Raw genomic sequence first — 13650 nt, forward strand, 5'->3', positions numbered from 1 at the left:
CTATTCATTAATTCAATTAAACCTGAACCCCTAGATCTGCATTACTATTACCATAATTTTATATGGAATTACCCACTCTTTTCTTTCTCTTGTTCTAAATAATACACAATATAGAGAGCGGTTTCAACTTTAATTGAGCGAATATTTTAAGTTTTGGAATATTAAAGTCCGTTTTTCTATTACCTTACCTATTGGCATGTTCATCATTCATATAGTTATTATTTCAACTCACTAAAGAAAAAATTTTTCGATGAATTAAATTAAAAATTGTTTATAATGAGGTGTTTATAACATATGAAGAATTAGAAATAGCAATTAATATATCGATTATTATAAAAACTATACTATTCAGCTCAAATTAAAAGTATGCCTCCTGAATTCTTCAAGAGACATACCTTAAAACCAGCATAATTCCAAATAGTACATATTGGTTAACACATCATTATAAAACGTGGGTTTACTATTACCAACCGATATCTTCAAGTGGAATGAACGTCGGAATTAACGAACCGCCATAAGTATCTAAGATTAGTTGTTTCGTATCATCTTCTTGGAAAAGTTCAGCAATTCTATTCAGTGTTTCGTTATCTTTATCTTCAGCACGGACTGCGATAATGTTAACGTAAGGCGTCGCTGTGTCATCTTCTAAGAAGATAGAATCGTTTTGAATATCAAAACCTGCGTCACTTGCGATTCCGTTGTTGATCGCTCCAGCTGTAACGTCATCTAATGTTCTTGGAATTTGAGCTGGCGCAACTTCTTTAAATACGATGTTTTTCTTGTTTTCAACAATCGCATCTTCGATTGAATCTAAACCGTTATAGTTATCGACTAATTTAATAACTCCCGCTTCTTCTAAAAGCATTAACGCACGACCTTGGTTTGAAACGTCGTTTGGTAATGCGATTGTGTCTCCTTCTTTTAACTCACTTAAATCTTTGATTTTGTTAGAGTAAATTCCCATTGGTGCTAAGTTAGTCGTTGCGATCGGTACTAAGTCTAAATCTCTTTCTTTAATAAACTCATCGAAGTAAGCGACTGTTTGGAATGCGTTCGCATCGATATCACCGTCAGCAAGTGCAGTGTTTGGTTGAACGTAGTCATTAAACGATACGATTTCAATATCAATACCTTCTTTTTTCGCTTTTTCAGCGACAAAATCCCAAACTGTCGTGTCTGTACCACTAACTCCAATTTTCACTTTTTCGTTATTACCACATGCGCTAAGGACAACGATAGATATAAGTGCTAAAAATAATACATGTAATTTATTCATTATAAAATTTCCCCTTTTAATTTTTACTTTCTTCTAACTATTCTTGATAATCCATTTCCAAGTGACTGTAATCCTTGAACTAAAACGACGAGGATAACTACTGTGACTAACATCGTCATACCATCAAATCTTTGATAACCGTAAGTAATGGCTAAGTCTCCAATTCCTCCACCACCAACAGTTCCAGCCATCGCTGATGCTCCGACTAAACCGATCGTAGCGATTGTGAAGTTTAAGATGAGTGAACCTAACGCTTCCGGGATAACGAATCTAAAGATGGTTTGTAGAGGCGTTGCGCCCATCGCATCTGCCGCTTCAAGCACACCGTCATCTACTTCTAGTAGCGATGATTCTACGAGTCTCGCAACATATGGTCCTGCATAGACGACCATCGGTACAATCGCAGCAGCTGTTCCAATTGAGCTTCCGACGATGAGTCTCGTAAACGGTATAATTGCAACGAGTAAGATGATAAATGGTATTGATCTTAAAATGTTAATAACGAAACTAAGTATAGTGAATGTTATTTTTTCTTCTAAAATTCCACCATTCCTTGTGACGTATAATAGCACCCCAAGTGGAATCCCAAGTAAAATACTAAAGACAAACGATATCGTCACCATTTGAAGTGTTTCAACGAGTGCACTTAAAATTCGATCAGTACTCACTAGCATTTCTTGTCACCTCACTATATAAGACCTCTTGTTCTGTTAAAAATGCTTTAACTTTCTCGATTTCATCCGCTTCACCGATAAATTCGACAATTAGATTACCAAACGGTGTACGTTGAAGCTCTGTAATGTTTCCAAACAACACGCTCGCTTCAACGTCATAGCGTTTTGACAATTGACTAAGTATGGGTTTGCCTGCACTATCTGCGATGAAATTGAGTCGGTAAATATGACGTTTTTTCTCATCACTTAATAGTCTAAGTACGAAGTCCGGAACTTCGCTATGCATGACTGTGTTTACGAATTTAACACCCGTTCTCGTGCTTGGATTTGAGAATATATCAAACACGCTGCCAGACTCTATCACTTCACCGTTTTCCATAATCGCAACTTTGTCGCAGATTTCTCTCACGACGCTCATTTCGTGTGTGATGAGTAAAATCGTAATGTTATATTCTTCATTTACTCTCTTAAGTAAAGATAAAATCGATGCTGTCGTTTCAGGGTCTAAAGCACTCGTCGCTTCGTCACAGAGTAAAATTTTTGGTTGTGTTGCGAGCGCTCTTGCGATTCCGATACGTTGTTTTTGACCACCTGACAACTCATCTGGGTAATTCTGTGCTTTATCCTTTAAACCGACGAAATCAAGGAGTTCGTTTACTCTTTTTTCAACTTCTTCTTTCGGTGTACCAGATAAAATTAGCGGCATTGCCACGTTTTTAAATACTGTTTTTGAATTCAGCAAGTTAAAATGTTGGAATATCATACCGATATCTTTTTTAATCTCACGAATTTCTTTACTATTCGCTTTGCTTAGATGTTTACCATCTACGATGACTTCGCCACTTGTCGGCGTCGTTAAGTGGTTGATCGTACGGAGTAACGTACTTTTCCCAGCGCCACTAAAGCCGACAATACCGTATATTTCACCTTCTTTAATATCCAGTGAAACGTTTTTTAGTGCTTCGGTTGTTACACCTTTACGATTAAATGTCTTTGAGACATTTTCAATTTGAATCACAAAATTCACCTTCCAACGCAAATTACAAAATAAAAAACCCTATTTTTATATAGATAAAAATAGGGTCGCACTATTCTTATCTACTAGCTAAACGCTACTGGAATTGGCACAACACATATAAAATGCTCGCTGCCGAGGCTTCAAAGGGCCAGTCCCTCCACCTCTCTGGATAAGATAAATTAAATTGTTGGATATAACTGTAATTCATTCAAAAACGAATGTCAACATGTTTTCTGAAAATTATACAAATTATTCTGCGATTTCGAATTCTGCACCGATTTCAAATTTGACGTCTTTACCTACCATGACGCCTCCAGCTTCTAACGCTTGGTTCCAAGTAAGTCCATATTTTTCGCGGTTGATCGTACCTCTTAAAATAACTCCCGTCACGTAAGAATCTGTAAATGGATTTTTGTGCACGCCGTTATGTTCAAATTCAAAAGTTTCTTCATGAACTTCATCTTTTATTTTTAAATCACCTGTAATCGTATTGTCCGTCACTGATTTTGAGACGAATTCTATTTCAGGGAATTTTTCTACATCGAAAAAGTCTGCGGATCTTAAATGATTGTCACGATCTGCATTTTTAGTTTCGATTGAATCTACATACGCAATTCCTTTAACTTGTAATGTGCTTAAGTCTTCAAGATCACCTGAAATTTCTCCATCAAATTCTGTGAATCTACCTTTCACTGTAGATACCATCATATGTTTTACAGAAAATTCTACTGAGCTGTGTGATTTGTCTAATTTAAATGTTGTCATTTTAATTCCTTCTTCCTTATAAATTTAATGATTTAATAACCATGTTTTTGCTTTCTCAACTGCATCAGTTGTAATTTCATGTCCATTTACATGAACTGTTGTTACTTTTGCTCCACGTGAAGTAAAAAGTTGTTCTACATATTCGTTATCTTCTAGTGTCACCATTGGATCGTTATCCCCGACTGATAAAAACACTTTTAGGTTCGACATATCTTTACTGTTATCAGTTAGATCTAATGGATAAAGTGGTGCGAATAATATCGAGCGCTTAATATTAACGTCCTCACGTAGTAGTAAGTGAATTGTGATATTTGCGCCATTTGAAAATCCAACTGGAATTAGATCCTTTAGGTCGAACCCTTCAGATTTTGATATTTCTTGTAGAAAATCGAGCAATTCTTGCCCTCTATAATTTAAATCTTCTAAGTCATACTGACCGAAACTAAGTCGTTTAAAATATCGGTTCATGCCATTTTCTTGAACATTACCTCTAACTGATAACACGCCATATGAATCATCTAACATGTTTGCGAGTGGCAGTAATCCTCTTTCGTCTGATCCTGTTCCGTGTAGAAGTAAGAATATCGGTTTACCTTTTTGGCCTTTGTTAAATATATAGTGCATAACATTCACCTACTTCCTAGAAGTGTCAAACGGACGAATTCTCGTTTCGATATCTTCACGTCTATGTTCTAAAGCTGGCGGCAATGCTAATGATTCACCGAGTGTTTCGTATGGTTCATCGGTCATAAATCCTGGTCCATCTGTTGAGATTTCAAAGAGAATATGACCAATTCTTGCGTATAACGCTTTAAAATAAAATCGATCGATGATTCCTGAGTTAGGCACACGGTGTTCTTTATAGCGCTGAACCCAGTTATTCAATGCTTCATCATCTTTTACGCGAAATGCCACATGGTGAATTTCTCCATAACCTTGTTTAGAGTCTTCACTCTCTTCATCGTGGAACACGTGCAATTCAGCTCCATTACCGCCTTCACCCATCGTTAAAATAGTATACGTGTCATTCTTAGATACAACTTCCATGTCGTACACATTTTGTAACATGTCAATAAACGCATCATAATAACTGACTTTAATTACCATTGGACCTAGACCGTATATCGCGTATTCTTTTGGCACAGGTCCATTTTCCCACGGAATTCCTGCTTGAACACCTCTGTTATCTTCGTCAGATATAAGTTGATAGTATTGCTCATCATCATCTTCAAAGCGTAAAACTTTATGCCCATTAAATTCAGTGATTTCTTCGTGTGTGACATTAAATGTTTCAAAACGTTTTTTGTAATATTCAATTGCCGCGTCACTTGGTACGCGAAATGACGTTCTATAGAGAGAGTTTGTGCCTTTTTTACCTTTAACTTGATTTGGGAAATCAAAAAATGTCATATCCGTACCTGCATTCCCAACATCATCTGCAAAAAATGTATGGTACGTATAAATATCATCTTGATTGACTGTCTTTTTCACGAGTCGCATGCCTAAAATTTCAGTGAAAAACTTATAATTTTCTATCGCATCTTTTGTCATTGCCGTTACGTGGTGGAGTCCTAGAAGTTTGTTTTCCATAGTTTTACCTCCTACATTATTTCGAATTCGAAATATAACTTAAAAACAAACTCGGTATCATTTAGATACTCGAGTTGAAACTGTTTTTAATGATTCTCTAAGCTGAGTTAACGACGCATCATCTAAATCTTGAAAGCATGATTCAATCATTTGAGCATGACTTGGAAACACCGAATCAATCAACTGATATCCCTTTTCAGTCAAACTCGCATAATACGTACGCTTATCCGATGGATCTTGTGTACGAACGACATAATTACGTTTTTCTAAACTATCGATCACATACGTCGTTGAACTACTCGCGATGAGAATTTTTTCTTTTATTTGTTGAATGGGTTGTGGCCCTTTGTTATATAACACTTCAAGTACCGCAAATTCATTCACAGTCAGGCCGTGACATTTTATATCTGCTTTAACGCGCTTAAAAAAATTATCTGTCGTACGTTTAAGTGCAACGAATGTTTTTAAAGCATCGCTTTGTCTCGTCATAAAATGTCACTCCTTATAATTATTTCGAATTCGAACTAATTGTATGATGTTATATAAATCTTGTCAACAAATTTATTTTTCCTTAAGTTTAAATCCTGCTTGTTCGAGTTCCTTAATCGTTAAATCAAGGCTTATTTTTTGTATTTCACCAGTCTTGTTATCTTCTGCTGGACGTACTAATTCATTTAACTTTTCTGGACTTATTTTTGAATACTCGACCTCGATCGTTTCTATGAAATGATCGTCTTTAAATTCTACATCGTAATTTAAACCTTCTTCACCTTCATACGCTTCAAAAGCATCGATGTCTTCAAATCTTTGCTTTGCCTCATCTTTATTAGAAACGTTAATGGCTTCGTAATCTGCTTTTGTTGTCGTAACTTGTCGGATTAGTTCCTCACCTTTATGAATTAAATCAACCGTCACTAAAATACCCTGCTCTTCTTTCTCGTATGTGACAGTCTCTTCTTTAGTTTCACTTTCCTCTTCTTTAGGTTCGCTAGTCTCTTCTTTATTTTCAACTGGTTCTTGTTGTTTTGCGCTTTTTACTTCCTCACTGTTATCATCATTACTACAAGCAGCAAGTGTGACTAAAACTGCTAAAGATAAAAATATAGAGAATAACTTTTTCATTTCAAAACCACCTTAAATTGTTTTGTGTCATAAGTGTAAAGTTATTTTTATCCTTAAGCAACCGATATTAGTATGGGCCGTATCCTGTAACGAGCGCATATAGAAGCGCAAGTGTTCCAATTACAATCCATGAAAGTAATATCGGCCAAACGAATTTCAGCCAGTCCGTCCACTTCACTCCACCAACCGCAAGAACCGCCATAAGTACACCAGACGTCGGTGCCACGATATTTGTAATACCGTCACCGAGTATAAATGCTAATACACCTGTTTGTCTTGTAATTCCTATGACATCCGTAATCGGAACCATTAATGGCATAACGATGGCCGCTTGCCCAGTACCAGACGTTACGAGGAAGTTAAATAGTAAGTTAAACACAAATAACATAAGTCCGCCAATATATGTCGGCATCGCTTGTAACGGTACGAGCGTTGCATTTACAATCGTATCAAGAATTTGACTGTTTTCTAATATAATAACGACCGCACGCGCGAGACCAACGACTAAAGCACCGTATGTAATACCACGCGCACCTTCAATAAATATTTTAACGAATTTGTTAGGCGAAATGCGCGACACAAATCCAACTGTAAAGCCCATCATTAAAAATACACCAACTAACTCATTAATTCCCCAACTTCTCGTAAATGCTCCCCAGATGAAAAACCCGAGATATCCGACGAAAATGAGTAAGTTAATTCCGTGTAATACAGTAAATTTCGGAGGTTCAATATTTGTGATTCCTTCATCGTCATTAAATGGTCGATTACCTAATATAGATTTTGACGGATCATTTTTTACTTTTTTCGCGTAACGATTTGTAAATATAATGACCGATAAAATCATACCGATAAATATAAATACACGTAATGTCATACCAGAAAATAGTGGAAGTTCTGCTATCGTTTGTGCGAACACTAATACAACTGGGTCAAAAATACCTGCAACCATACCGGCATAATAGCCGAGGTAAATCATCGATACTCCAATGATCGCGTCGAGTTTCAAGTTTCTAGCTAACGCAATACCAATCGGTACAAATGCGATTACCGCGTTCGCTACGAGTCCCATAGATGCTAAAATACCAAACGTTAAGGCAACGAGAGTAATTAAAACCATATAACGGCCCTTTGTCTTTTGAATTAGGACGTTTATTCCGGCATCAATCGCACCAGTATATTCAATAATCTTAACGATTCCACCGACTATCAAAATTAAAAATATAATATTCGCTGTGTCGATCATCCCTTTTTGTATCGAAACAAATAAATCCAATACATTCGCAGGGTTAGATTCTACATACGTATAACTTCCTGGAATGACACGCGTTACTCCGTCAACCTCTTCACGTACAAATGTCCCAGCTGGTATTAAGTAAGATAAAACAGCCGCGAGTAGTACGATACTAAATATAATGACGAATGCATCTGGCATTTCCAGACGTTTATACCACTTTTCTTTTTTCTCCTTCACAATACAACCTCCTTAAAGTAAAGATACTTTAAATATAAGTAAGCGATTACAAAAAGTAAAGTGATTTTTTATGTTTCTTTTTTAGTAAATGTGTGTAAAGTATTAACGACTACAGAGAAGAAGGTGACTTATGCTTTACAATCAGCTATCGATGCCTACTACGCTTAGTGGTTGGATATTTATCGTATTACTTTTGGTATTTATTGTTTTTATTTCCATTTGGTTTGACAATCGTTTTAAAAAATCTCATCGTGATACAAAAGCGTATCTACTCATAGAAGAGAGTTTAACAACTCTAGACGATAACGAAGAGATTTATAAAAATATCGATAACGTCCACAATACGTCATCTATCGTCAAAATTACATACAAAGATAATCAACCAATATCGATCGAGAAAACTAAAATCTTTACGACTAAAGAAGGACATATTAAAACTTCAGAACTTAGTAACAGAAAAAAACGCCTTCGAAAAGAGCTGCTCGATGGCGTAAAGAGTTTTGATACAGTTGAAGGTTTTAATTCAAATTATTATAGAGACGGGGAATATTTAGTCGGTAAATCGTATATGAAGCAAGCACTTAATAGCGATACAGAAAGCGAAACATTAATCGGTTTAACTTTCCCATTTAACAAAAGAGATATACGAAAAAAATTAACGAGAAGCGGGTATGAGAAACATGGAAAATGACTCATTACCCGTTTTTTATTCGTTTATGACTTCAACGTCTCCTAAATTATCCATACTAAATCGACTCGCACGTGTATTAAACCAGTCTTCTAAAAACTCACGTTTAAATACTTCCTTTAGCTCCGCTTCTTTACTTTCATCACCAGAAAATGATTCGTACAGCACTTTATCTGAAGCATTATAACGCACGGTATACACACTAGCCCCATCAAACAATTCGACGACAAATCCACCGTCTACATCTGAAAAATTATATTTCACGCGCATTTCATCGATTTCTTTAACATTTTCATACTTTGTTTCAATCGCGTCTTTTTCTTTATCGAACACAGTCGATGAAGATGCGTACTTCGTTTTCGAAATCGAATATATTTCTGCGTACACATTTGCATACTTTTGGTGGTTTGCGATCTTAAAACCTGCAACCACGATAAATGCTACAAATAATATCGCAAGCCCTATAAATACAGGTCGTTTCATGTTATTATCTCCGTTTCACATATGATTACTTTAATTGTGCAATTTAAACGATTATTTGTCCACTCGATTTCTTTTAGAAAGTGCTATAAATCTAGCTTTTTTAGATTAATATCGATGAAAAACGTCTATATATGTAATGACGATTAAAACTATAACAATATCGTCACAGTTTGTATTTATTTTCACATAGATAGCCATTATAATAAGAGTGAGACTATTATTTGATTTAATAGTATAGAAAGGGATGGTTTGATGAGTCGTGAAAACGATCAAACACAAAATAAAAAACGTTCTATGAACATCGTCTGGACGGTTGTAGCATTCGTCGTATTATTTGCTATATTACTTATGCCGACACCAGACGGTTTACCAGTCGTTGCACATATGGCGCTTGCGATTTTAGCATTTGCTGTCATTATGTGGGTGACTGAAGCGGTATCTTATCCGACATCTTCAGTAATGATTCTCGCACTGATTATATTACTCATCGGGTTTAGCCCAGCAGGTGAATTAGGGGATTACTTAACAAAAGGAGCAGCGTCAGGTAGTGACTTAGTCGGTACGAAAAACTCATTATCACTGGCGTTTAGTGGGTACTCGTCATCTGCACTCGTCCTTGTAGCAGCAGCACTATTTTTAGCTGCAGCGATGCAAGCGACAAATTTACACAAACGTTTAGCACTCGTCGTCTTATCGCTCGTTGGTAATAAGACGTCACGTATCGTCATCGGTAGTATTATCGTTGCGATTATTTTAGCGTTCTTCGTTCCATCTGCAACAGCACGTGCTGGAGCAGTTATCCCGATTTTAATCGGTATGATTACAGCGTTTAACATTTCAAAAGATAGTAAACTCGCAGGTTTACTCGTCATTACTGCAGTGCAAGCTGTATCTATTTGGAACATCGGTATTAAAACTGCAGCAGCGCAAAACTTAGTTGCAGTCAACTTTATTAGCGACACGATGGGCGTTGACATTTCATGGGGTGAATGGTTCTTATACGCAGCTCCGTGGTCGATCTTAATGTCTATAGTTCTATACTTTGTCATGATGAAAGTCATGAAACCAGAGTACGATGAAGTACCTGGTGGTTCTGAAATGATTAAACAACAGCTCGATGACATGGGGAAAATTTCTGGACGTGAGTGGCGTTTAATCATCATCTCAGTATTACTACTTCTCGGATGGGCAACTGAAAAAGTACTCCACCCGATCGATTCTTCATCGTTAACTTTAATTGCGATTGCAATTATGTTAATGCCTAAAATTGGCGTCATCAAATGGGAAGACGCTGTCAAATATATCCCATGGGGTACAGTAATCGTGTTCGGTGCGGGTATCTCACTCGGTAGTTTACTACTAAACACAGGTGGCGCGCAGTGGTTAAGTGATAAAACATTCGGATCACTTGGATTAGACTCAATGCCGATTCTTGCAACGATCATCATCGTATCAATCTTTAACGTACTCATCCACTTAGGATTTGCGAGTGCGACAAGTTTAGCAGCGGCGTTAATTCCGGTATTTATATCACTTACAGCGACATTAGACTTAGGTGACCAAGCAATTGGTTTCGTATTAATTCAACAATTTGTAATCAGCTTTGGATTCCTACTACCAATCAGTTCACCACAAGGAATGCTCGCATACGGTACAGAAACATTTACTGTTAAACAATACTTTAAAGCAGGTGTCCCACTAACAATTATCGGGTTACTCTTAATATTCCTATTCAGTGCAACATACTGGAAATGGATTGGTTTAATCTAAAATACTAAAAGCGTGTTGAACAAAACGTTCAGCACGCTTTATTAATTTAAGTCAGTGTGTTACAAATTAAACATAAGCCACAAGTTGAAGAAAGCAAGATTACTACAGAAGAAGTTTAATTTACGGAGGGTTTTAAGTGAAGACTTTTAACGATCAAGAAATCGAACAAGTCTATAAAATGGACGAAGCAATTAAAGATACTTACAACACATTAAACACTTTAAATGAAGGTCTTATTAAAATGGAACAACGTACAGTGATTCCTGTTGAAGGTGATAAAGTCATGCTTTACATGCCATGTGTTGATAACAAAGAGAAATTTTCAGCAGTGAAAATTATCTCAATTTACCCAGAGAATGCAGCAGACGGTTATCCTGCAACTCAAGCAGTTACTGTACTGACAGAACTCGAGCACGGTGAAAACGTCGCAGTACTCAGTGCGAGTTATTTAACACGATTACGTACCGGTGCGATGACGGGTATCGCTACAGACTTACTCGCTAAAAAAGATGCAAAAGAATTAGGTGTCATTGGAACTGGCGGTATGGCGTTTGAGCAAGCACTCGGTGTACTTGAAGTACGTGATATTAAAACGATTCGTCTATATAACCGTACGTTAAGTAAATGTGATGATTTTAAAACACGTCTTGAAAACTTTGGTGTCAAAGCAGATATCAAAATTTGTGAAGACGTCAACGAACTGACTCGCTACTCTGATATTATCAATACTGCAACAAACTCTACTGAATCAGTATTTGATGACAAACATGTAAAAGACGGTGCGCACATTAATGGCCTCGGATCATATATGCCTGAGATGCGTGAAATTCATCCGGGTTCAATTAAACGTGCACGCCACGTTATCTTCGATGATGTCGACGGTGTAATTGAAGAAGCAGGAGAGTTCATTCACGCGGTTAAAGTTGGAGACTTTAAATGGGAAAAGGCAATTGGTTTAAACGATGCATTAGATCAAGAATTTGAAAGAGATGAAAAAGACATTACAATCTTCAAATCAGTCGGTGCATCATACTACGATATGTCAGCAGCAATTGGCGCATATAAAAAATTAGTTTAATTTTTACTTTTAAAGAGAAGCTTTATTTAAGCTTCTCGTTTTTATTTCTACGAAATATTTAAAATTGTGTTACACTAGCTTATGTTCATTTTATAATTTAATCAAAGGGGATTTTATATGACTGACAATAATTCAAGCAAGCAGTCAATTCCAGATAAAGGATTCTTTGGTCAACCGAGAGGGTTATCTACATTATTCTTTACTGAATTTTGGGAACGTTTTAGTTACTATGGTATGAAAGCGATTCTAGCCTACTACTTATACTACTCAGTAACAAAAGGCGGATTCGGACTTGAACAGTCTACTGCGTTACAAATCGTATCGATTTACGGTGCTTTAATTTACATGAGTGGTATTATCGGAGGATGGCTCGCAGATAGAGTATTTGGTATTCGCCATTCGATTTTTTATGGTGGAATACTCATCATGCTTGGTCACATCTTACTCGCACTGCCAAATAACTTTACTGTTTTAATGATTGCATTACTTCTACTCATTATTGGTACCGGATTATTAAAACCAAATATATCTACAAATGTTGGTATGTTATACGAAAAAGACGACCCGAGGGTCGACAGTGGATTTACATTATTTTATATGTCCATTAACTTAGGAAGTTTAATTTCACCGTTACTCGTTGGAACATTACAAGTTAAATACGGCTTCCATGCAGGATTTGCTCTTGCAGCTGTCGGAATGTTCTTTGGGTTATTAACTTATGTAATCACAAACAAGAAAAACCTTGGCGATCTCGGTTTAAAACCATCCGATCCATTAAAAGCTGAAGAAAAGAAAAAATTCGGTATTATCGCAGCAGTCACAATCATTGCGATAGTGCTATTTATAACAATTACTTTAATGACGAATACATTAACAATTGGTGCATTCGCTAACTTCATTACATTTTTAGGTGTCATTTTACCGACTGTTTTAATTACGAAAATGATCCTATCGAAAAAAGTATCCAAGAAGGAGCGCTCGCATTTATTTGCTTACATTCCGCTCTTTTTAGCATCTGTTGTATTCTGGATGATTCAAGAACAAGGAGCGACAGTCCTTGCAGCATTTGCAGATACTAAAACAGAATTAAGCGTAGCAAATATTACAAATGGTTTAATTGATTTCAATATACCAGCTGCTTGGTTCCAGTCATTAAACCCGTTATTCATCGTATTTTTTGCACCGATTATTTCTAGACTATGGGTGAAACTTGGAGATCGTAACCCGTCAACTGTTACAAAGTTTACAGTCGGCGTATTACTTGCCGGAGCAGCGTACTTAATTATGATTGTTCCTTTAAGTACAGAAGGGTTAATACATCCATTATGGCTCGTGTTAAGCTTCTTCCTTGTTACAATTGGTGAGTTATTCGTATCACCAATCGGACTTTCAACTACTACACGACTTGCACCTGTAGCGTTCCAATCACAAATGATGTCTGTTTGGTTCTTATCCAATGCAATGGCACAAGGCCTGAACGCACAAATGGTTAAATTATATGACCTCATTGATACGAAAGCGTACTTCATGTACTTAGGTTCATTTGCAATTATCGTTGCTGTTATATTAATTATTTTAGGACCTAAAATTCGTAAAGTAATGGGTAACTTATAAACATAAAACTGTAATTTAGTGATTCACTCACTAGATTACAGTTTTTTATTTTACTTTTATACAAAATAACGCTTTCATTATTAAAATGAAGTGATATA

14 protein-coding genes and 1 riboswitch are annotated in these 13650 nt (G+C 36.4%); of the genes, 4 read left to right on the forward strand and 10 right to left on the reverse strand.

Annotated elements, in window-relative coordinates; all coding sequences use genetic code 11:
• Nucleotides 1-463 precede the first annotated feature (463 nt).
• The 9 genes from CJ229_RS05915 to CJ229_RS05955 form a co-directional block, all read right to left on the reverse strand.
• The gene (locus CJ229_RS05915) at nucleotides 464-1276 is read right to left on the reverse strand and encodes a MetQ/NlpA family ABC transporter substrate-binding protein (protein ID WP_102167024.1); all 813 of its coding nucleotides are present in this window, start codon (nucleotides 1274-1276) and stop codon (nucleotides 464-466) included.
• A gap of 23 nt (nucleotides 1277-1299) precedes the next feature.
• Complete coding sequence (locus CJ229_RS05920; protein ID WP_068130950.1) at nucleotides 1300-1950, reverse strand: methionine ABC transporter permease; 651 nt, start codon at nucleotides 1948-1950, stop codon at nucleotides 1300-1302.
• Nucleotides 1934-2968: a methionine ABC transporter ATP-binding protein gene (locus CJ229_RS05925; protein WP_102167025.1), complete on the reverse strand. Its 1035-nt coding sequence runs from the start codon at nucleotides 2966-2968 to the stop codon at nucleotides 1934-1936. The genes CJ229_RS05920 and CJ229_RS05925 overlap by 17 nt, the downstream gene beginning before the upstream one ends.
• A 73-nt stretch (nucleotides 2969-3041) precedes the next feature.
• Nucleotides 3042-3144, reverse strand: a riboswitch (SAM riboswitch).
• 73 nt (nucleotides 3145-3217) lie between these two features.
• The gene (locus CJ229_RS05930; protein ID WP_102167026.1) at nucleotides 3218-3733 is read right to left on the reverse strand and encodes a YceI family protein; all 516 of its coding nucleotides are present in this window, start codon (nucleotides 3731-3733) and stop codon (nucleotides 3218-3220) included.
• Nucleotides 3734-3757: 24 nt separating this feature from the next.
• Nucleotides 3758-4357 (reverse strand): alpha/beta hydrolase, encoded by a 600-nt coding sequence (locus tag CJ229_RS05935; RefSeq protein ID WP_102167027.1) that lies wholly within the window; start codon nucleotides 4355-4357, stop codon nucleotides 3758-3760.
• A gap of 9 nt (nucleotides 4358-4366) precedes the next feature.
• A complete protein-coding gene (locus CJ229_RS05940; RefSeq protein WP_102167028.1) occupies nucleotides 4367-5323 on the reverse strand; it encodes a ring-cleaving dioxygenase in 957 nt (318 codons plus the stop codon).
• A gap of 57 nt (nucleotides 5324-5380) precedes the next feature.
• Nucleotides 5381-5812, reverse strand: a complete 432-nt coding sequence (locus tag CJ229_RS05945; RefSeq protein WP_068130961.1) for a MarR family winged helix-turn-helix transcriptional regulator — start codon at nucleotides 5810-5812, stop codon at nucleotides 5381-5383.
• Nucleotides 5813-5884: 72 nt separating this feature from the next.
• Nucleotides 5885-6445: a DUF1307 domain-containing protein gene (locus CJ229_RS05950; protein WP_068130964.1), complete on the reverse strand. Its 561-nt coding sequence runs from the start codon at nucleotides 6443-6445 to the stop codon at nucleotides 5885-5887.
• A 67-nt stretch (nucleotides 6446-6512) separates the two neighbouring features.
• Complete coding sequence (locus CJ229_RS05955; RefSeq protein ID WP_210391805.1) at nucleotides 6513-7919, reverse strand: YfcC family protein; 1407 nt, start codon at nucleotides 7917-7919, stop codon at nucleotides 6513-6515.
• 130 nt (nucleotides 7920-8049) lie between these two features.
• On the opposite strand from CJ229_RS05955, the gene CJ229_RS05960 reads away from it, so the two are divergent.
• Nucleotides 8050-8610 carry a hypothetical protein gene (locus CJ229_RS05960; protein ID WP_102167029.1) on the forward strand — a complete coding sequence of 187 codons (561 nt, stop codon included), beginning with the start codon at nucleotides 8050-8052 and terminating at the stop codon, nucleotides 8608-8610.
• Nucleotides 8611-8625: 15 nt separating this feature from the next.
• Here the strand turns inward: CJ229_RS05960 and CJ229_RS05965 are convergent, their stop codons facing one another.
• On the reverse strand, nucleotides 8626-9090 hold the full coding sequence (locus tag CJ229_RS05965) for a hypothetical protein (protein WP_070457214.1): 465 nt from the start codon (nucleotides 9088-9090) through the stop codon (nucleotides 8626-8628).
• A gap of 294 nt (nucleotides 9091-9384) precedes the next feature.
• Between CJ229_RS05965 and CJ229_RS05970 the strand changes: the two genes are divergently transcribed.
• The 3 genes from CJ229_RS05970 to CJ229_RS05980 all read left to right on the forward strand — a co-directional run bounded on the left by CJ229_RS05970 (nucleotide 9385) and on the right by CJ229_RS05980 (nucleotide 13552).
• Nucleotides 9385-10860: a DASS family sodium-coupled anion symporter gene (locus tag CJ229_RS05970; protein ID WP_419181883.1), complete on the forward strand. Its 1476-nt coding sequence runs from the start codon at nucleotides 9385-9387 to the stop codon at nucleotides 10858-10860.
• Nucleotides 10861-10996: 136 nt separating this feature from the next.
• Nucleotides 10997-11938 carry an ornithine cyclodeaminase family protein gene (locus CJ229_RS05975; RefSeq protein WP_102167031.1) on the forward strand — a complete coding sequence of 314 codons (942 nt, stop codon included), beginning with the start codon at nucleotides 10997-10999 and terminating at the stop codon, nucleotides 11936-11938.
• A 117-nt stretch (nucleotides 11939-12055) separates the two neighbouring features.
• A complete protein-coding gene (locus CJ229_RS05980; RefSeq protein ID WP_070457211.1) occupies nucleotides 12056-13552 on the forward strand; it encodes a peptide MFS transporter in 1497 nt (498 codons plus the stop codon).
• Nucleotides 13553-13650: the final 98 nt, after the last annotated feature.

This window comes from Nosocomiicoccus massiliensis, from assembly GCF_002871345.2.
Lineage (GTDB): Bacteria > Bacillota > Bacilli > Staphylococcales > Salinicoccaceae > Nosocomiicoccus > Nosocomiicoccus ampullae_A.